General features: G+C 66.8%; 20 protein-coding genes. 14 read left to right on the forward strand and 6 right to left on the reverse strand.

What is annotated here, in order from left to right:
• Positions 1–15: 15 nt before the first annotated feature.
• A complete protein-coding gene (gene ffh, locus BST42_RS01505) occupies positions 16–1,581 on the forward strand; it encodes a signal recognition particle protein (RefSeq protein ID WP_083116785.1) in 1,566 nt (521 codons plus the stop codon).
• Position 1,582: 1 nt separating this feature from the next.
• Complete coding sequence (locus BST42_RS01510; protein WP_083116786.1) at positions 1,583–2,650, forward strand: metal-dependent hydrolase family protein; 1,068 nt, start codon at positions 1,583–1,585, stop codon at positions 2,648–2,650.
• 1 nt (position 2,651) lies between these two features.
• On the opposite strand, the gene BST42_RS01515 is transcribed toward BST42_RS01510, so the two are convergent.
• A complete protein-coding gene (locus BST42_RS01515; protein ID WP_083116787.1) occupies positions 2,652–4,097 on the reverse strand; it encodes a hypothetical protein in 1,446 nt (481 codons plus the stop codon).
• 156 nt (positions 4,098–4,253) lie between these two features.
• The gene (locus BST42_RS01520) at positions 4,254–5,096 is read right to left on the reverse strand and encodes a D-alanyl-D-alanine carboxypeptidase family protein (protein WP_083116788.1); all 843 of its coding nucleotides are present in this window, start codon (positions 5,094–5,096) and stop codon (positions 4,254–4,256) included.
• A 210-nt stretch (positions 5,097–5,306) separates the two neighbouring features.
• Here BST42_RS01520 and BST42_RS01525 point away from each other — a divergent pair, with 210 nt between their 5' ends.
• Positions 5,307–5,939, forward strand: coding sequence for a DUF1942 domain-containing protein (locus BST42_RS01525; RefSeq protein ID WP_083117230.1), 633 nt, complete (start codon positions 5,307–5,309; stop codon positions 5,937–5,939).
• 12 nt (positions 5,940–5,951) lie between these two features.
• Here BST42_RS01525 and BST42_RS01530 read toward each other — a convergent pair whose 3' ends face one another.
• Together BST42_RS01530 and BST42_RS01535 are read right to left on the reverse strand one after the other, a co-directional pair.
• A complete protein-coding gene (locus BST42_RS01530; RefSeq protein ID WP_083116789.1) occupies positions 5,952–6,827 on the reverse strand; it encodes a D-alanyl-D-alanine carboxypeptidase family protein in 876 nt (291 codons plus the stop codon).
• Positions 6,828–6,851: 24 nt separating this feature from the next.
• Entirely contained in the window at positions 6,852–8,486 is a 1,635-nt protein-coding gene (locus tag BST42_RS01535; RefSeq protein WP_083117231.1) for a diflavin oxidoreductase, read from the reverse strand.
• A 102-nt stretch (positions 8,487–8,588) separates the two neighbouring features.
• On the opposite strand from BST42_RS01535, the gene BST42_RS01540 reads away from it, so the two are divergent.
• The 6 genes from BST42_RS01540 to BST42_RS01565 all read left to right on the forward strand — a co-directional run bounded on the left by BST42_RS01540 (position 8,589) and on the right by BST42_RS01565 (position 13,398).
• Positions 8,589–9,005, forward strand: coding sequence for a nuclear transport factor 2 family protein (locus BST42_RS01540; RefSeq protein WP_083116790.1), 417 nt, complete (start codon positions 8,589–8,591; stop codon positions 9,003–9,005).
• A 183-nt stretch (positions 9,006–9,188) separates the two neighbouring features.
• On the forward strand, positions 9,189–9,665 hold the full coding sequence (rpsP, locus tag BST42_RS01545) for a 30S ribosomal protein S16 (RefSeq protein WP_083116791.1): 477 nt from the start codon (positions 9,189–9,191) through the stop codon (positions 9,663–9,665).
• The gene (locus BST42_RS01550) at positions 9,662–9,904 is read left to right on the forward strand and encodes an RNA-binding protein (RefSeq protein ID WP_005148848.1); all 243 of its coding nucleotides are present in this window, start codon (positions 9,662–9,664) and stop codon (positions 9,902–9,904) included. Before rpsP ends, BST42_RS01550 begins: the two co-directional genes overlap by 4 nt.
• Positions 9,905–9,908: 4 nt before the next feature.
• The gene (rimM, locus tag BST42_RS01555) at positions 9,909–10,439 is read left to right on the forward strand and encodes a ribosome maturation factor RimM (RefSeq protein WP_083116792.1); all 531 of its coding nucleotides are present in this window, start codon (positions 9,909–9,911) and stop codon (positions 10,437–10,439) included.
• An 11-nt stretch (positions 10,440–10,450) separates the two neighbouring features.
• On the forward strand, positions 10,451–11,140 hold the full coding sequence (gene trmD / locus BST42_RS01560; protein WP_083116793.1) for a tRNA (guanosine(37)-N1)-methyltransferase TrmD: 690 nt from the start codon (positions 10,451–10,453) through the stop codon (positions 11,138–11,140).
• Between the two features lie 149 nt (positions 11,141–11,289).
• Positions 11,290–13,398 carry an MDR family MFS transporter gene (locus BST42_RS01565; protein WP_083117232.1) on the forward strand — a complete coding sequence of 703 codons (2,109 nt, stop codon included), beginning with the start codon at positions 11,290–11,292 and terminating at the stop codon, positions 13,396–13,398.
• Between the two features lie 13 nt (positions 13,399–13,411).
• Here BST42_RS01565 and BST42_RS01570 read toward each other — a convergent pair whose 3' ends face one another.
• Positions 13,412–14,344, reverse strand: a complete 933-nt coding sequence (locus tag BST42_RS01570; protein WP_083116794.1) for a serine hydrolase — start codon at positions 14,342–14,344, stop codon at positions 13,412–13,414.
• 309 nt (positions 14,345–14,653) lie between these two features.
• Between BST42_RS01570 and rplS the strand changes: the two genes are divergently transcribed.
• The 5 genes from rplS to BST42_RS01595 all read left to right on the forward strand — a co-directional run bounded on the left by rplS (position 14,654) and on the right by BST42_RS01595 (position 18,190).
• Positions 14,654–14,995, forward strand: a complete 342-nt coding sequence (gene rplS / locus BST42_RS01575) for a 50S ribosomal protein L19 (RefSeq protein ID WP_036339053.1) — start codon at positions 14,654–14,656, stop codon at positions 14,993–14,995.
• A gap of 54 nt (positions 14,996–15,049) precedes the next feature.
• Positions 15,050–15,883 carry a signal peptidase I gene (gene lepB, locus BST42_RS01580; RefSeq protein ID WP_083116795.1) on the forward strand — a complete coding sequence of 278 codons (834 nt, stop codon included), beginning with the start codon at positions 15,050–15,052 and terminating at the stop codon, positions 15,881–15,883.
• A gap of 3 nt (positions 15,884–15,886) precedes the next feature.
• The gene (locus BST42_RS01585) at positions 15,887–16,600 is read left to right on the forward strand and encodes a ribonuclease HII (RefSeq protein ID WP_083116796.1); all 714 of its coding nucleotides are present in this window, start codon (positions 15,887–15,889) and stop codon (positions 16,598–16,600) included.
• A 47-nt stretch (positions 16,601–16,647) separates the two neighbouring features.
• Positions 16,648–16,953: a DUF2469 domain-containing protein gene (locus tag BST42_RS01590; protein ID WP_005148868.1), complete on the forward strand. Its 306-nt coding sequence runs from the start codon at positions 16,648–16,650 to the stop codon at positions 16,951–16,953.
• A gap of 247 nt (positions 16,954–17,200) precedes the next feature.
• Positions 17,201–18,190 (forward strand): hypothetical protein, encoded by a 990-nt coding sequence (locus BST42_RS01595; protein WP_083116797.1) that lies wholly within the window; start codon positions 17,201–17,203, stop codon positions 18,188–18,190.
• Between the two features lie 6 nt (positions 18,191–18,196).
• Here BST42_RS01595 and BST42_RS01600 read toward each other — a convergent pair whose 3' ends face one another.
• Positions 18,197–19,375, reverse strand: a complete 1,179-nt coding sequence (locus BST42_RS01600) for an ROK family protein (RefSeq protein WP_083116798.1) — start codon at positions 19,373–19,375, stop codon at positions 18,197–18,199.
• Positions 19,376–19,524 lie beyond the last annotated feature (149 nt).

Here is a 19,524-nt window from a genome sequence, read left to right on the forward strand (position 1 = left end):
CGCTAGGCTTACTGCGTGTTTGAATCCCTGTCCGACCGGTTGACCGGCGCGCTCACCGGCCTGCGCGGCAAAGGCCGGCTGACCGACGCCGACATCGACGCCACCACGCGCGAGATCAGGCTGGCGCTGCTCGAGGCCGACGTCTCGCTGCCGGTCGTGCGCGCATTCGTCAACCGCATCAAGGAGCGGGCGCGCGGCGCCGAGGTCTCCGGTGCGCTCAACCCCGCCCAGCAGGTCGTCAAGATCGTCAACGAGGAGCTCATCGGCATCCTCGGCGGGGAGACCCGGCAGCTGGCCTTCGCCAAGAACCCGCCGACGGTCATCATGCTGGCCGGCCTGCAGGGCGCCGGTAAGACGACATTGGCCGGCAAGCTGGCCAAATGGCTCAAGGGCCAGGGCCACACCCCGCTGCTGGTGGCCTGCGATCTGCAGCGGCCCGGCGCGGTCAACCAGCTCAAGATCGTCGGCGAGCGCGCCGGCGTCAACGTCTTCGCCCCGCATCCGGGCACCGCACCCGACGCCGCCGACACCGAAGGCGCCGGCCCCGGTGATCCGGTCGCCGTCGCTGCCGCGGGCCTGGCCGAGGCGCAGGCCAAGCACTTCGACGTCGTCGTCGTCGACACCGCGGGCCGGTTGGGCATCGACGAGGTGCTGATGGAGCAGGCCGCCGCGATCCGCGACGCCGTGCACCCCGACGAGACGCTGTTCGTCCTCGACGCGATGATCGGTCAGGACGCGGTGGCCACCGCCGAAGCGTTCGGTTCCGGTGTCGGATTCACCGGCGTGGTGCTGACCAAGCTCGACGGCGACGCCCGCGGTGGTGCGGCCCTGTCGGTCCGCGAGGTGACCGGCGTGCCGATCCTGTTCGCGTCCACCGGTGAGAAGCTCGAAGACTTCGACGTCTTCCATCCCGACCGGATGGCCAGCCGCATCCTCGGCATGGGCGACGTGCTGTCTCTCATCGAGCAGGCCGAGCAGGTCTTCGATCAGCAGAAAGCCGAGGAGGCCGCCGCCAAGATCGGCTCCGGCGAGCTGACGCTGGAGGACTTCCTCGAGCAGATGCTGATGATCCGCAAGATGGGCCCGATCGGCAACCTGCTCGGCATGCTCCCCGGTGCGGGTCAGATGAAGGACGCGCTGGCCACCGTCGACGACAAACAGCTCGACCGGCTGCAGGCGATCATCCGCGGCATGACGCCGCAGGAGCGCGCCGACCCGAAGATCATCAATGCCTCGCGCCGACTGCGTATCGCCAACGGCTCCGGTGTCACGGTGTCGGAGGTTAACCAGCTCGTCGATCGCTTCTTCGAGGCGCGAAAGATGATGTCGCAGATGGCCGGTGCGATGGGCATGCCGTTCGGCAAGCGTTCATCGAAGAAGGCGGCCAAGGGCAAGAACAAGCAGGCGGGCAAGAAGAAGGGCGGGCGTGGGCCGACCCCGCCGAAGACAAATCCGTTGCTAGCCGGGGCCATGCCCGGTGGCTTCCCGGACCTGTCCGGAATGCCCGACGGCCTCAACGAATTGCCGCCCGGCCTGGCTGACTTCGATCTTTCCAAGCTGAAGTTCCCGGGCAAGAACTAGCGTGCGGCTCCACGTTCGGGGCCGCGGCCTGCCCGACGGTCAGATCGTGGAGTGGTGGATCGTCGACGGTGTTCTGTCCGCCGAACCGGTCGCCGATGCCGAGACCATCTTTGACGGCGGCTGGATCCTGCCCGGCCTGGTCGACGCGCACTGCCACGTCGGGCTCGGCAACGATGGCGAGATCCCGCTGGACGAGGCGATCGCTCAGGCTGAGCGCGAACGCGAGGTCGGTGCGCTGCTGCTGCGCGACTGCGGATCGCCGACCGACACCCGCAGCCTCGACGATCACCACGACCTGCCGCGGATCATCCGGGCCGGACGGCATCTGGCCCGCCCCAAACGCTATTCGCGCGGCTTCGCCATCGAACTCGAGGACGAGTGGCAGCTGCCCGAGGCACTGGCCGCCCAGGCCCGCGCCGGCGACGGATGGGTCAAGCTGGTCGGCGACTGGATCGACCGCTCGGTGGGGGACCTGGCGCCGCTGTGGTCCGACGACGTGCTGCGCGCGGCGATCGCCGCCGTCCACGACGAGGGCGCGCGGGTCACGGCGCATGTATTCAGCGAGGACGCATTACCCGGATTGATCGGTGCGGGCATCGACTGCATCGAGCACGGCACCGGGCTGACCGACGACACCATCGCGATGATGGTCGAGCACGGCACCGCGCTGGTGCCCACATTGATCAATATTGAGAACTTCCCCGGATTCGCCGACGCCGCAAGCAAATACCCGACGTACGCCGCCCACATGCGCGAGCTCTACGCCAGCTGCTACCCGCGGGTGGCCGCGGCCAGGGAAGCCGGCGTGCCGATTTATGCCGGCAGCGATGCCGGCAGCACGATCGTCCACGGCCGGATCGCTGACGAGGTCGAAGCACTGAAGCACATCGGGATGAACCCGACCGACGCGCTCGGCGCGGCGTGCTGGGATGCGCGCCGGTGGTTGGGCAGGCCGGTTCTCGACGACGGCGCGCCGGCGGATCTGGTGTGCTACACCGAGGATCCGCGCGGCGGCGCCGACGTCTTGTCCAACCCCGACCTGGTGATCCTGCGCGGCCGGGCGTACTAGATCAGGCGGCGATGGCCGCCGCCGGGGCCGGGGCCTTGGACGCGACGATCACACCGAAATCGCTTGACTGCCAGGACCACATGAATCCCGCGACGGACACCGGGGCGCTGCCGCCCGTCAGGTTGCCGTCGTTGAGGTAGATCTTGCCGGTGCTGATGTCCACCCCGGTCACCACCACCCAGTGGTTGGCCTCGGGTGCGGGCGTCTCGACGTTCTGACCGGACGCGTTGACGATCAGGCCGGCGTCGACGACGACGGCCACCGCCTTGCCAGCGGCCAGCGCGGCTTCGACATCGGCGAGAGCGCGCTGACCGTCGACCTGGGTCGCCTTGTTCGGGGCCTCACCGGGCTCGGGGTCATCGACGTAGGACGTGTAGGTGGCGTCGATCCCGTACTTCTTCAGCAGCGCAACGCCATCGTTGGTGTACACCCCGCCCGAACCGGTGTCCGCCTTGGTGCCCACGTAAATCGGCTTGGTGGGATCCACGACGCTCGGTGTGCTCTTGCCGATCGCCACGATTTCGTCCTCGGTGAACTTTGGGCCGCCCAATTGGGCGATGATCGCGGCGTCGGCGATCAGCACGCAGTCGTTGTCGATCGTCTGCTCGAGCCAGTACTGCGCCTGGTCGGCGGGGGTCCCGTACTTCCCGGTGCCGGAAATCTTGACGACGATGTCTTTTTCGATGGTGTCGGGCTTGGCTACGCCCAGGGCGACGGCCATCGAGTGCAGTACGAACTGCAGCTGGCCGAGAAGGCCCGGCAGCTTGGCGGCGGCACCGTTGCTCACGCTGACCGTGAACTGGTCGGTGATGCCGGGCGTGATCAGCTCGTCCCGCGCGACGTAGGTGTACTGCCCGGTCCTCGGATCCAGAGTGACTGTGCCGTACTTGGGCTTTTCGGTGACCGTGTAGGTCGGATCGAATCCGTTGTTGCTGCTGCCGTTGACGGCTCCGTCGACCTGTTTGTTGACGCCCGCTTGCGCGTCCTGGGTGGGCGAAGCGGTGGGCGCCTTGTTGAAGAACGTGTAGTCGATCTGGCGCGCGATGTCGCTGAGCACCGACTGGACAGTCGGAATCTTCGGTGTGGCAGACGCTTTGGCGGTCGCGTCGGTGGTCACCAGGGACAGGGACGGCTTGGAATCCGTCGGCGTCGCCAGACCCTGCGCCGACGGCGATATCACCGCGCCGCCGGTGGCCTTGACCTTGGGCGACGGCTTACCGACAGCCCTGCGCGAGGAGCCTGTCGAATCGCGCTTGCTCGAAGAGCTGTTGGAGGTGTCCGACGCCGAATGCGACGGCGAGCCGGCCGACCCGGTGTCCGCGTATGCCACGGCGGTGCCGCCCACCATCGCGACGCCGAGGCCCGCGGTGATGGTGCCTGCCGCCAGCCACGCAGCAAATTTGTGTGCGGCCCTGCGCCTGCGCGTCTGACCCGTGCTGTAGTTCATCAACGATCCCCGTCCCGACAACAACGCTGATAAGAATGGCCGACATTGGCCGATCTGAGAGTAAAGCTAATTAGCTCGAAGGGTCGTCAATTCACCGGATTCGGTGAATCGTTGATGTTTCCGTTGTCAACCGGATAGCGCCGCGTTTGCGGTCGTTCACGAGGTGTAGTGGCTGAAGCCCCAGTCGAGCAGTTGGGCGGCCTGGTTCCACAGATCGTCGTCGCCGTACATCTCCACCACGATCAGCCGGTGTCCGCTCCGCTGCGCCATTCCGACGTAGGTTTCGCGAGCCAGATCGGTGTAGCCGCTCTTGCCGCCGATGAAGCCGGCGTAGCTGCGCAGCAGGCGATCCTGGTTTTTGATCTCCCGATAACCGGAGCGGTCGGGGAACTGCGCCGAGGTCTGGTGGACGATCTGCACAAAGAGGGGATAGCGCAACGCTTCCCGGTAGATCAACGCCAAATCGTGTGGCGTGGTGACCGATTCCCAGCCCGGCCCGTCCAACCCCGACGGCGATCCGGCCCTGGTGCTGCGGGCGCCGAGTTGGTAGGCCTTCGCATTCATCTTCTGCACCGCCGCAAGCTGTCCGCCGAGCATGTCGGCGAGCAGATTGGCGGCGTCGTTGCCCGACACCAGCAGCAGCCCGTCGAGCAGTTGGCGGGCGGTGTAGATCTGGCCGGGCACCAGTCCGACGCAGGAGCATTCGACTCCGGTGTTGGCCGCAGTCGCCCGGATCGCGGCGTTGGGCGCCAACGTGTCGAGCACGACCATGGCCAGCAGGGGCTTGATGGTGCTCGCCGGTGCGTGCGCGCTATAGGGTTCACGGCTGCCCAGGATCTGGCCGGTGTCGAGATCGGCGACCAGCCAGGCCCGCGCCGGACCGTCGGGGGGAGCGGTCACCGCTCCGACCGGCTGCGGGGTCGGCGCGGCCGCGGCCGGCGCCACCAGCACCAAGGACGCAGCGATGCCCACCATCGCGACGAATGGGCGGGCCGGCATGAGTGCCGACGCTAACCAAACTGCGCCTCGGCAACGACGCGAGCGAGTCTCGAATGTATTGCGATGACGTGCGACAGGTTTAAGACGCCGCGGCGAGCGTCGTGATCAGTCGAGGAGATGCCGTTTAAAGCCGGTGCTAGCAGGTAGGTAACAGTAAACTTTACGAAAACGATTGCCGGGATGTTGGCACTGATCAGCTGGGGAGAGACTGTGAAGATCGCGAAAATGGCCGGGGTGGCCGCCACCGTCGTCACGTTGGGCATGGCCGGCGTCTGTGCCGCACCGGCATGGGCGACCGACAGCGTGCGAGTGTTCGGTGAGCAGGAGACGTTGAACGGACCCAATGGCCTGCCCTACATCGGCTATGCCGTGGGCAAGCTGAAGCCCAGTTCGGATCCGGTGCCGCACAACGGCACGTTGTATTCGGCCCAGCTCACGATCGACGGGTTTGGTGGCAGTTACCCGCCGTTCATCGAGCGCTTCGGTGCCCGGGCCGAGTCCGGCGATTTCTACCCGTCTATTTGGGGCGCGTCGAATAGCGGAAAGCTCTACTTCGACGTCGTGGGCGACATCCCGAACAGCGTTGTCTTCAACGACGGCACCCGCGACCTCCTGGCCTGGGTTCCAGGCAACCCGGGTAGTACCGCGGCGCCTGTCGTCGTGCCGGATTCCGACGAGAATTTCCAGGTCGTCCCGGACAACTCGGCTCCTGCCAGTGCTCCGCCGTCCGGAGACAACTCGGCGATCGTGGCGACCCCGAACGACCTGGCACCTGCGCCTTACCAGATCACCGAAGGTGATGCCGCCCAGCCCGGGTTCAATGCGGGCGGCGGACACCGCTAGCCGGCCGGACTACTACAGGGCGGCGACGCTCTCGGACGGGTTCTGGGCGAAGCCCCAATCCAGCAGCGCCGCCGCCTGATCCCAGTACGTCGGGCCACCTTCGTGGATCAGCCCGTACATCATCGCGATGACCAGACGGCGGCCGCCGCGGTCGGCGGCGCCGACGAACGTCTTGCGGGCGGCGTCGGTGAAACCGGTCTTGCCGCCGATCGCTCCGGGATAGCGGGCCAGCAGTTCGTCCTGATTCACCAGTGGCTTCTCGCCGGTTTCGGTCGGGAACATCGCGACCGGCTGGGCGGTGATCTGAGCGAACACCGGATTGGCCATCGCGGCGCGGAAGATCGCGGCGAGGTCGTGCGGGGTGGTCCAGCCCGGCCCGCCCGCCCCGTCCAGGCCGGACGGTGTGGTGGCATGGGTGTTGGTCGCCCCGATCGCGATGGCCTTGGCGTTCATCTTGTCGACCGCTTGCTGGTAGCCGCCGAGCATGTCGGCCAGGGTGTTGGCGGCGTCGTTGCCCGACACCAGCAGCAGTCCGTCGAGCAGCTGACGCGCGGTGTAGACGCGACCGGGTCGCACACCGGCGCAATTGCATTCGACGAGAGTGTCGGAGTTGTTGGCCACCACCGTCGCGTTCAGGTCGGGCAGTTCGTCCAGCGCGGTCAGGGCCAGCAGCGTCTTGATCGTGCTGGCCGGGGGATGCGCGGCGTACATGTCACGACCGGCCAGCACCTGTCCGGTGTCCATGTCGGCCACGATCCACGCGGGCGCGGGTCCATCGGGAATCGGCACCGAGCCCGGTGGCTGATCGACGGTGTCCGCGTTGGCAATCCCTGCCGTCGCCGTCAGTACAGTGAGCGCCGTCGTCAGGCCCGCGAGAAGTCTGCGCATGGGCCCTGAGCCTAACCCGCTCGGTCAGTAGACGTCGCGCACGTACCGATGGGCTTTGATCAGTTCGTTGACGTAGGAGTGCGCGGCGGCGGCGTCCATGTCACCGGCCTCGGCGACGATCTCGTGCAGGGCCGCGTCGACGTCCTTGGCCATCCGCTCGGCGTCGCCGCACACATACAGATGCGCGCCGCCGTCGAGCCACGCGAACAGCTCTCGAGCGTTGTCTTTCATGCAGTGCTGGACGTAGGTTTTCGGCCCGGCACTTTCCCGCGAAAACGCCAGGTCCAGTCGCGTCAGTACGCCGCGTTCGTGAAAGCGCGTCAGCTCCTCGCCGTAGAGGAAGTCGGTGGCTCGCCGCCGGTCGCCGAAGAACAGCCAGGACCTGCCCGGTGCGGCGGTCGCCTGACGTTCGTGCAGGAACGCTCGGAACGGCGCGATGCCGGTGCCCGGCCCGATCATGATGATCGGAACATCCGGGGCCGGCAGCCGGAAATTGTGGTTGGGCCGCAGGTGAATTCGCACCGGCTGTCCAGTGGAGACGTTGTCGGCCAGGTAGGTGGAGGCGACGCCACCGCGGGCGCGGTCTCGACAGTGGTAGCGCACGGTAGCCACCGTCAGGTGTAACCGGCCCGGATGGGCCAGCGGACTCGAGGCGATCGAATAGTCGCGAAACTGCAAGGGCCGCAACGTTTCCAATACCTCTCCGACCGAGAGCTCGGCAAGATGCAGCAGGTCGAGCACGTCGCGGCCATACAACCACGACGACACCACCGCCGGGTCGGGGGAGCGTAATGCCGCGGCCGCCTCGGTGTCACCGGTGCGAGCAGCGACCAACGCCTGCAAGGCCCGCGACGGAGAGCAGATGTCGAGGTCGCCGGCGAGTAGTTCGCCCAGCGGCCGATCGTGGTCTGCTGCGACGTACGTACCGTCGACCCCGAGCCTGGCCAGCACAGCCTCGACGAGCTCGGGATTGTTGACCGGATGCACGGCCACCGAATCGCCGGCCTGATAGGTGATTCCGGAATCCGCGAGATCCAGCTCGATGTGGCGGACCTCCTTGTCGGACTCCGGTGCCGTCAGCAGACGGTTCACCAGGGCGGTCGAGGTGAAGGGATTCGCATCGGTCCAGGGGGTGGCTTCGTGACGGCGGCGCGGTGCCACCTTCGGGGCGGCGATATCTGCCGAGGCGGGTGCGGCGGCGGAGGCCTCGATGACGATCTTGGCGATGTCGGCGATCCACTCGCGGGCGTCGCCCTCCCGGTAGCAGTCGTATTCGGCGCGCTCGGCCAGCGCGTGGGCACCCAGTTCGGCGAGGCGGGCATCGATGATCCGGCCTGCGTTGCAGAACAGCTCGTAGGAGCTGTCGCCCAGCGCCAGGACCGCGTAACCGAGTCCGTCGAGCCGGGTCTCGCAGGCGGTCAGCTCCTCCCAGAACACGGTGCCGTTGTCGGGAACCTCGCCCTCACCGAACGTCGAGGCCACCACGACGAAGTGGGTCGCGGCCCGGACCTCGTCGAGGGCGACGTCGTTGAGCTCGGTCTCGGTGGCGTCGATCCCGGCGTCTTTGATGGCATCAGCCAGCTGCATGGCGATGTACTCGGCGGTGCCCATGTCGCTGGCGTAGCCGACGATCAGCGAGAAACCGGGACGCTCCACCACACCCACTCCGATCTGTTTTGGTTAGGCAAACCTTAGTAGGAATTGTCCCGCAGGTGTGGACCACGCCGGCCGCGCCCGCCGATCGGGTGTTGAATCACGCGCATGCTGAGCCTTGAAGAGATGTCGGATCGGATGGAGATCCAGCAGTTGCTGGTCGACTACTCGACGGCGATCGACAGCCGCCGCTTCGACGACCTCGATCGCGTATTCACCCCGGACGCCCACATCGACTACACCGAGCTGGGCGGGATTGCGGGCACCTTTCCCGACGTGAAGGCCTGGCTGGCCGAGGTGCTGCCGAATTTCCCGGCCTACTTTCACATGCTCGGAAACTTCGACATCCGCCTCGACGGCGACACCGCGACGTCGCGGACGATCCTGTTCAATCCGATGGCGCTCGGCGACGACGGCCAGATCATGTTCTGCGGGCTCTGGTACGACGACGCGTTCGTCCGCACCCCCGACGGCTGGCGGATGACGCGACGCGTCGAGCAGAAGTGCATCCAGAAGATCGTCTGACCCGGCCAGCGCCAGGTCGCGCGATTAACACCTGACCAGGGCCGTCTGGCACAATCGGTGGCTGTCCGACCGCGGCTTCCGTAATGGATGGGCCGCAGGCCGGTCACGCACGCGAGGCAAAACCGGATCCGGCAATCCGCCGGCATCGCTGAATTGCAGCGTGATACCCACAGGAGTTAGTTCATGGCTGTCAAGATCAAGCTCACCCGGCTTGGCAAGATCCGCAACCCCCAGTACCGCATCGCTGTCGCCGACGCGCGCACCCGCCGCGACGGCCGCTCGATCGAGGTCATCGGCCGCTACCACCCCAAGGAAGAGCCGAGCCTGATCGAGATCGACTCCGAGCGCGCTCAGTACTGGCTGTCTGTTGGCGCCCAGCCCACCGAGCCGGTTCTCAACCTGCTGAAGATCACCGGTGACTGGCAGAAGTTCAAGGGCCTGCCCGGTGCCGAGGGCACGCTGAAGGTCAAGGAGCCCAAGCCCAGCAAGCTGGACCTCTTCAACGCCGCGCTGGCCGAGGCCGACGGTGCGCCGAGTGGCGAGGCCACCCAGGCCAAGAAGAAGAAAGCGCCGGCCAAGAAGGCTGACGCCGCCGAGGCCGAGCCCGCCGCCGAGACCGCCGAGCCGGCTGCCGAGTCCACTGAGGCCGCCGCAGAATGAGTTCGGTCGTCGTCGACGCCGTGGAGCATCTGGTCCGCGGGATCGTCGACAATCCCGATGACGTCCGCGTCGACATGGTCACCAACCGGCGGGGACGCACGGTTGAGGTCCACGTCCACCCCGAGGACCTCGGCAAGGTGATCGGCCGCGGCGGTCGCACCGCGACCGCGTTGCGCACCCTGGTCGCCGGTATCGGTGGCCGAGGGATCCGCGTCGACGTGGTGGACACCGACCAGTAGCACGATGGAACTCGTCGCCGGACGGGTGGCCAAGGCTCACGGGATCACCGGGGAACTGGTGGTCGATGTCCGCACGGATGACCCCGAAGAGCGGTTCGCAGTTGGAAATCGCTTGCGGCTGCGGCCATCTCGCGGTGATGGCGGCCAAGATGTCGTCGTCGAGGCGGTCCGCCCGCACGGCGGTCGGCTGTTGGTACGGCTGCGCGGGGTGTCGGACCGCAACGCGGCCGACGCATTGCGCGGTCATTTGTTCGTCGTCGACTCCGCGGAACTGCCTCCCATCGAGGATCCCGACGAGTTCTACGACCATCAGCTCGAAGGCCTGACAGTGCGGACCGTCGACGGCCGCGTCGTCGGCTCGGTCGCCGAAGTGCTGCACACCGCGGGCGCGGAGCTGTTGGCGGTGCGCGGACCTGACGGCACCGAAGTGTTGGTGCCCTTCGTCGGAGCGATCGTGATGTCGGTGTCGCTGGCCGACGGGATCGTCGAAATCGATCCTCCCGACGGGCTTTTGGATCTGGACGGCTTGGACTGAGATGCGCAGCAATGAAGGTTGACGTCATCTCGATCTTCCCCGAGTATCTCGACCCGGTACGACAGTCGTTGCCCGGCAAGGCCATCGAGTCCGGCATCGTGGATTTCGCCGTACACGATCTGCGTCGCTGGACCCACGACGTGCACCACTCGGTGGATGATGCCCCCTACGGCGGCGGCCCGGGGATGGTGATGAAGGCCCCGGTCTGGGGTGAGGCCCTCGACGAGATCTGCACCGAGGACACAGTTCTCGTGATCCCGACGCCGGCGGGGCGGCTGTTCACCCAGAACGACGCCCAAGCCTGGACGGGGGAGCGGCATCTGGTGTTCGCCTGTGGCCGTTACGAAGGCATCGACCAACGGGTCGCCGAGGACGCGCGGCGGCGGATGCGGGTCGAGGAGGTCTCGATCGGGGACTACGTGTTGGCCGGTGGTGAGGTGGCGGCGCTGGTGATGATCGAGGCGGTGGTCCGGTTGCTACCCAACGTGATGGGCAATCCGCGCTCGCACCAGGATGATTCGCACTCGCCGGAAAAAGACGGTCTGCTCGAAGGCCCGAGCTACACGCGTCCGCCGACCTGGCGCGAACTGCCGGTTCCGGACGTCCTGCTTTCCGGTGACCACGGCAAAGTCGCGGCCTGGCGTCGCGAGCAGGCGCTCCAGCGGACCCGGCAGCGTCGGCCGGACCTGTTGGGTGACTAACTGCACGGCGCGGCGCGGGTTACCCGCGGTCGCTGCAGGGTATTGAGGAAGGCGTGACTCGTCCATCCACCGGCGCTCCGCCAGCACCGGCGGCTGCGCAGGTGACGGGCCGGCAGCGCAACTTCGTTTTCCTCGCTGTGGTGCTCGGCATGCTGTTGGCCGCCCTTGACCAGACCATCGTCGCGACCGCACTGCCCACCGTTGTCGCCGATCTCGGCGGCGCAGGCCATCAATCGTGGGTCGTCACCAGTTACCTGCTGGCGTCGACGATCGTGACCGCAGTGGTCGGCAAGCTCGGCGACACCTTCGGCCGCAAACCGGTCTTCCAGGCCGCGGTGCTGTTCTTCCTCGCCGGCTCGGTGCTGTGCGGCCTGGCCGGATCGATGTCGATGCTGGTCGCCTCTCGCGCGCTGCAGGGCATCGGCGGCGGTGCGATCACCGTCACCGCGGTCGCGGTGATCGGCGAAGTGATACCGCTGCGCGAGCGGGGCCGCTACCAGGGTGCGCTGGGCGCCGTGTTCGGCGTCACCACCGTCGTGGGTCCGCTGTTGGGCGGGCTGTTCACCGACCACCTCGGGTGGCGGTGGGCGTTCTGGGTCAACGTGCCGGTCGCGGTGGTGGTGCTCGCGGTCGCGGCGGTGGCGATTCCGGCGCTGGGCCGCACATCACGACCGGTCATCGACTATCCGGGCATCGTGTTGGTGGGTCTGGGCGCTGCCGGTCTGACCCTGGCCACCAGCTGGGGTGGCACCACCTATCCGTGGGGTTCGCCGACGATCATCGGCCTGTTCGTCGGCTCCGTGGCGATTCTGGTGGCCTTCGTGTTCGTCGAAAAACGGGCGGCCGAACCGATTTTGCCGATCCGGCTGTTCGCCGATCCGGTGTTCACGGTGTGCTGCGTGCTGTCGTTCGTCGTCGGATTCGCGATGCTCGGGGCGCTGACGTTCCTTCCGACCTACATGCAGTTCGTCGACGGGGTGTCGGCCACCGTGTCCGGCCTACACACCCTGCCGATGGTCGCCGGCTTGCTGGCCACCTCGCTGACCAGTGGTGTCATCGTCGGTCGCACCGGGCGTTACAAGATTTTCCCGGTCGCAGGCACCGCGATCATGGCGGTGGGATTCATCCTGCTGTCGCTGATGGACGCGCACACCTCGACGCTCGTGCAGTCGCTGGACCTGCTGGTTCTCGGCGCCGGAATCGGGTTGAGCATGCAGGTCCTGATCCTGACCGTGCAGAACACCGTCGACTTCACCGACCTGGGGGTGGCCACCTCGGGTGTCACGTTCTTCCGCACCATCGGCAGTTCGTTCGGGGCCGCGATCTTCGGCTCGCTGTTCAGTAACTTCCTCGCCGACCGGCTGCCTGCGGCTCTCGCCGCCAGCGGTGCCTCGCCGGAGGTGGCGCAATCACCGCAGGCATTGCACAAGCTTTCGCCTGCGGCGGCCGCGCCGATCGTCGACGCCTACGCCGACTCGCTGAGCAAGGTGTTCTTGTTCGCGGCGCCGGTGGCGATAGTCGGGTTCGTGCTGGCCCTGTTCCTCAAGCAGGTGCCGCTGCGCGATGCGGCTGCCACCGGCAGCACCGACCTCGGTGAGGGCTTCGGTATGCCGACCACGGAACCGGCGGAGAAGGTGCTGGAGGTCGCCGTGAGCCGACTGCTCCGCGAAAGCCGCGGCCAGCACCTGCCCGCCCTGGCTCGAGCAGGCGGCACCCGTCTCGATGTCCCGTTGATGTGGGCCGCGTTGCGGATCTACCGGCATGCACAGGTCGCGGGCACGGCGGACCTCAGCGCAGTGGCCGCCCATCACCGGGTGCCGGTGGAAATCCTGGAGCCGACGTTCGACCGGCTGGTGGCCAACGGCTACGCCCAGCGCAGCGGCGATCAGCTGTGGCTCACCCCGGCCGGCGCCGCGGAAGTCAACCATGCCCGCAACATGCTGGCGAGCTGGATCACCGACACTCTGACCCGGTCGCCTGCGTTCGAAGGCCGCCCGGACCGCATGCAGGTGCAGGGCGCGATCGAGCGGATCGCCCGCAGGGTGCTGGAACAGAACGATGACGAGAGCGCTCAGGCGACCCGTCCACTGGTGCTCGGTCCGCGACGCGCCGCCAGCCCGACTGCACCGACGACGCGGCTTGTCAGTCCGATGGCGAACACGACTGCCATGGCTGCGAGCGCGGGCAACGAACCGACGCGACCGTTCCGCGCTCGGGCCGAACTCCGTCAGCCGCCGCCGGGACCGCCGCGGCGGTGACAGCGGTGCGGGATCAGATCCGCCCGTCGGGGAACATCGTCTTGACGGCTTGGGTCATCGTGTTGCGCGCGGTCGCGTCGTCGACCGGCTGCAGTGAGGCCATGGCCAGCACGAAACGCCGGTCCGGTCCGATCACCCCGGTGGACATGTGCAGCCAGTTGCCGCCGTTCCAGCAGCACATCCACCCTTGTTTGACCGCAACGGGTTCGGCGAACAGCCCGTCGGGGATACCGAACCGCTGCGGGTAGCCGTCGGCGCCGGTGGGGGTCGACGCCGAAAGGTCGCCGAGGATGACCGAGGCCTGCGAGGCAGGCAGTCCGCCCGCACCGTCGAGCAGCATGTCGTAGTACCGCACCAGGTCGGCGGTGGTGCTCATGGTGTTCCACCAGTTGCCGTCGTACGGCGCGCTGGTCGAGGTGAGTCCGTATCGCGCGGTGACCCTGCTGATGATCGCGCTGCCGCCGCCCTCGCCCCAGAACACTTCGGCGGCGCTGTCGTCGGACGACCGCAGCATGACGTCGAAGGACTGCTGCTCTGCCGGGGTGAGTTGGCGCTGGCCCTTGGCCACCTGCAGTAGCAGGTCGTCGGCGATGAACAGTTTGCTCACCGATGCGACCGGGAACGGAGCGTCGTCACCGCCCTTGAGGATCCGTCCCGTGCTGCGGTCGAGCAGGGTGAAGCTGATGTCGGCGCCGTCCTGGGCGGCCTCGGACGCCGCCTCTTTCGCGCGCAGGTCCAGGTTGGTCGAGACATCCGGCGGGGCGTCGGGCAGCGGGCCGAGGGCAGGGGCTTGCGCGACGGCGTTCGGGTCGATGGACAGCAGATTCACCGGACGGGCCGCCGCGTCGCTGGGGCCGGCGTTCACCTGAGCGGACGAGGCGGCAACCAAGACGCCGATCACTGCCGCCGCGGTGCCGGTGACCAGCATCGACAGATGCCGTCGCATGTCAATCTCCTCGGGACCGGTGGAAGGCTGAGACCCGGGGTGCCGCGTTGCCGCCCGGCCTTAGTCCAGGTTAACGGTACCTTTTCTACACCGCGCGTTCAGTTCGCTGACAGATCAGCGGCGCTTCGGCGGGTCGCGCGATTTCATTGCTCGCGGTGCATCTGGCACAATTGAGCAGTTGCCGCGCGGGCTGGGACTTTTCCGCCTGCTGCGCCAAACATCACGTGCCCGAATCCATCGGCCCGGCGATCGCCAGCGCTTTCCGCGCAGGCAGGTGGCTGCGCCGCGAACCGCAAGGAAGTGTCACCGATGAACACGCTGGACTTCGTCGACCAGGCGTCGCTGCGCGACGACATCCCGACCTTCAGCCCCGGGGACACCATCAATGTCCACGTGAAGGTCATCGAGGGCAACAAGCAGCGCGTTCAGGTCTTCAAGGGCGTCGTGCTGCGCCGCTCGGGCGGTGGCATCCGCGAGACCTTCACCGTGCGCAAGGAAAGCTATGGCGTCGGTGTGGAGCGCACCTTCCCGGTGCATTCGCCCAATATCGACCACATCGAGGTGCTGACCCGCGGTGACGTGCGGCGCGCCAAGCTGTACTACCTGCGCGAGCTGCGGGGCAAGAAGGCCAAGATCAAGGAAAAGCGCTGAGCTTCGACGTGCTCGAGTCGCTGACCGGTCAGCCGGTCTGACTACGCTGACGACGTGACCGACAACACGGGCTCGAACGACTCCACGCCGGACAACCTCACCGCGACGGACGGGGCGGACGACACTCCCGCCGACGCGGCCCCGGAGACCGGGGAAAAGAAAAAGTCGGCGCTGCGCGAAGGCGCGATCCTCGTTGCCATCGCCATAGTCCTGTACTACGTGATGCTCACGTTCATCGCGCGTCCGTACCTGATTCCGTCGGAATCGATGGAGCCCACGCTGCACGGCTGCGCGGGTTGCGTCGGCGACCGGATCATGGTCGACAAGGTCACCTATCGGTTCGCCGACCCGCGACCCGGTGACGTCATCGTCTTCAAGGGCCCGCCCAACTGGAACGTCGGGTACAAGTCGATCCGGTCCACCAACACCGCGGTCCGCTACATCGAGAACGCCTTGTCGGTGGTCGGTTTCGTGCCGCCAGACGAGAACGACTTGGTCAAGCGTGTGATCGCCACCGGCGGCCAGACGGTGCAATGCCGTGCGGACACCGGACTGACCGTCGACGGCAAGCCACTCACCGAGCCGTATCTCAACGCCCAGACCATGATGGCCGACCCTGCAGTCTACCCGTGCCTGGGCAACGAGTTCGGCCCGGTCAAGGTGCCCGAGGGCCGGTTGTGGGTGATGGGCGACAACCGCACGCATTCGGCGGATTCGCGCGCCCACTGCACCAGCACACCTGCCGACGCCCAGAAGGGCATTCTGTGCACCGGTGATCCGATGGCCGGAACCGTTCCGGTGAGCAATGTCATCGGTAAGGCGCGGTTCATCGCGTGGCCGCCGTCGCGCTGGGGTGGTGTGTCCTCGTTCGACCCGCAGCAGGGCTGAACCGTGCCGGCGATGACGTGGCCGCCGAGGACGGTGATCCGCAAATCGTCAGGACTGCGGACCCTCGAATCCGCTTTGTATAGAAGCGGTTTGGGCCCGGTGGCGGGAGTGGACGAAGTCGGCCGTGGCGCGTGTGCGGGTCCGCTCGTGGTGGCGGCGTGTGTGCTGGGGCCCAACCGGATGGAGAGCCTGTCGGCGCTCGACGACTCCAAGAAGCTGACCGAGAAGGCGCGCGAAGAACTGTTCCCGTTGATCCGCCGGTACGCGCTGGCCTATCACGTGGTTTTCATCCCGGCTCCCGAAGTCGACCGGCGCGGTGTGCACGTGGCCAACATCGAGGGGATGCGGCGCGCGGTGGCGGGGTTGTCGGTGCGGCCGGGATACGTGCTGTCCGACGGATTCCGCGTTCCGGGACTGCCGATGCCGTCGTTGCCGGTGATCGGCGGGGACGCCGCGGCGGCCTGTATCGCCGCGGCCAGCGTGCTGGCCAAGGTCAGCCGCGATCGGCTGATGGTGGCGATGGACGACGAACACCCGGGCTACGGTTTCGCCGACCACAAGGGGTACAGCACCCCGGCGCACAGTGCGGCGCTGACCGACCTCGGCCCCTGCCGTCAGCACCGGTTTTCCTACATCAATGTCCGGCGGGTGGCACGCGCCGGTGGTACCGAGATGGTGATGGAGTGCCCACCCCCGCAGCGGGACGATCAGGTGTGAGTCAAGATGGATAGCACCACGACAAGACAAAGAGGACAGCTGAACCGATGAGTGCCGAAGATCTCGAAAAATACGAGACCGAGATGGAGCTCTCGCTGTACCGCGAATACAAGGACATCGTGGGGCAGTTCAGCTACGTCGTGGAGACCGAGCGCCGCTTCTACCTGGCCAACAGCGTCGAGTTGGTGCCGCGCAACACCGATGGTGAGGTCTACTTCGAGCTGCGGCTCTCCGATGCGTGGGTGTGGGACATGTACCGCCCGGCACGGTTCGTCAAGCAGGTTCGGGTGATCACGTTCAAGGACGTCAACATCGAAGAGGTCGAGAAGCCCGAGTTGCGGCTGCCCGAGTAGGTCAGGGTCGGCGGGCCGCCATGTTTGCGCACCCCTTTCCTGTCTCCTTCGCCGGCGTGAGGTAATTGGCGCGGGCCATCACGATATCCGCTACAGCGCAACGTGTTTGCTTGTGCGTCGGCCTTACTGGCGCGTGTGTTATCAGTGAATCGCCTTCTGAGTCCGAATTGCTGACGTACGCTTTTCGGTATTTCGCAGCTTGCGGTGACGCCGCGGTGGTGCGACTCATCGACGAGGCCGGAGGAACATGGCTGCTGCCAAGGCTTGGTTGCGGGTAGGGGCGGCAGGTGCGGCCATCGGTGTTGTCATGTCGGGATGTTCGTCGAATCAGCCCCAGGCGGAGCCGACGACGGCCGGGAGTTCGGTGGCCTCGAGTGTCGTGGCGGCAGGCCCGGACGAGGCCGCCCACCTCAAGGAGGGGGACGGCAGCGGCAACGCGATCGCCTTCGACTTCATCTATCCCGACGGGGATCAACACTGGACCGACGACGCCAAAGCGTCGCTGAACGATGCCGCCAACGCCATCGCCGCATACATCGTGGCGCCCAAGCCGGTCACCCTCACCTACAAGATTGCGGACGACAACGAGCCCAACCACCTCGCGCAGGCGAGCAGCGATCGGGTCGACGACGAGTCGGCCGGCTATTTCCGCACGGTGGTGCAGCAGAAGCTGATCACCGGGGAGGACGCGAACGGCGACAAACCCGACGGTGATATCGACGTGAACTGGAACGCCAACTGGGCGTTGGGTGATGACATCGCCAAGGGTGACGACGACGCAGGCACCCAGAGCCAGGACGACTTCAAGGCGACGATCATGCACGAGTTGGTGCACACGCTGGGCTTCGATACCGGTATCCCGGGCCCGGGTTCACCGCCGATGAAGAACCATCCGATCTTCGACAGCTTCGTCGTCAACGCCGACGGGACGAAGGTGATCAACGACGACTACACGTTCAACACCGCGTTCGAGCCCAACCTCACCGGCGGTGACGGCGGTCTGTTTTTCGGCGGGCCGCACGCGATGGCGGCCTACGACGGTAAGCCGGTACCTCTGCTGACCGATCCCACGTGGAACGTCAGCAACATCGCGCACCTGAACGGCCATGTCTTCACCGGTGAGAACAAGAAGATGATGAACCCCGGTGACGACGGCGACGGCGCGGAAGTGCGGACCCTGAGCCCGGTCGAACTCGGCATCCTCGAAGATCTGGGCTACACGGTGGTGCAGCGGTAGCTCTCGTCAGCGCAGCGATGCGTCGATGGCGCTGGGGGACAAGATCTTCTCCAACACCAGCATCGCGCTGCCGATGTTGCCTGCCTGGTCGCCGTACGTCGACGGTACGACCTGCAGGTGCCGGGTGGCCAGTGCGGTTGCGTTGCCGTACAACGTTTCTCGCAGCCCGGCCACGAAGACGTCGTACGCGCCCGACATATCGCCGCCGACGACGAGAACCTCGGGGTTGAGCAGGTTCACCGCGGCGGCGATCACCTCCCCGACGTGACGGCCGCTTTCGCGCAGGAGCCGGCGCGCCTCGCCGTCGCCGTGGTTGGCCAGTTCGACGACATCGCGGATGTGGTGCACCGGCCGGCCCTGCTCCTGCAGTGTGCGTACCAATGCCCATCCACCGGCGATCGCCTCCAAGCACCCGGTGTCGCCGCAGCGGCATGGTATGCCCGCGGCCGCGGCAGTCTTGTTGTGGCCGAACTCGCCGGCTGCGCCCACGGCGCCGCGCTGGAGTACACCGCCGCACACGATCCCGGCTCCGAGGCCGGTGGACGCCTTGATGAGCAGCAGATCGTCGTGAATTCGCAGGGGGCCGCGGCGTTCCGAGAGTGCTTGGACGTTGGTGTCGTTGTCGAGCACGATCGGCGCCGCGGTCAGCTTTCGGAAGTACGGCTCCAAGGGAACGCCGTCCCAACCGCTCATCACCGGAGACGCCAGGCTGCAGCCGCGCTGCTGGTCGACCGTGCCGGGTAATGACACCCCGACGCCGAGCACGTCGTCCGCGGGTCGGCCGCTCTCGTCGAGCAGGACTTCGAGGCGTTTGACCAAGTCGGGCATCAGATCATCGGGGCCGATGCGGATCTCGGAGTCCATGTCGGCCAGCGCGTGAATGTCGCCGGCCAGGTTGCACACCGCGAGCCGGGTGCGGCTACGGCCGACGGCCGCCGACAGGACCACACCCGCTTCGGCGTTGAACCGCACCAGCGCCGGTGGCCGGCCGCCGGTCGACGGTCCTTCCTCGCCTTCGCCGACCAGCCCGCGGCGTGCGAGAGCGGCGATACGGCTGCCGACAGCTGTCCGGGACAGGCCGGTCAGTTCCCGGACTTCGGTTCGAGTGGTGGCCGTGCCGGCGCGGATCAGGGCGAAAACGTCCCCGGTCGTGGCGGGGGCAGCGGAACGCCTGGTTACCGGCATCTTTCCATTGAACCAAGATCAATCGGTCAGGCAAAGCAATGGAGACGCCCATCACTTTGACCAGATTTAAACAAAAGTCGGTTGGATGTGTGGTTTAAGTGACGGTAGGGTCGGGGGACAGGGACCGAGCGCTGCACCGCGGCAGCATC

It is taken from the genome of Mycolicibacterium rhodesiae, from assembly GCF_002086695.1.
Lineage (GTDB): Bacteria > Actinomycetota > Actinomycetes > Mycobacteriales > Mycobacteriaceae > Mycobacterium > Mycobacterium rhodesiae.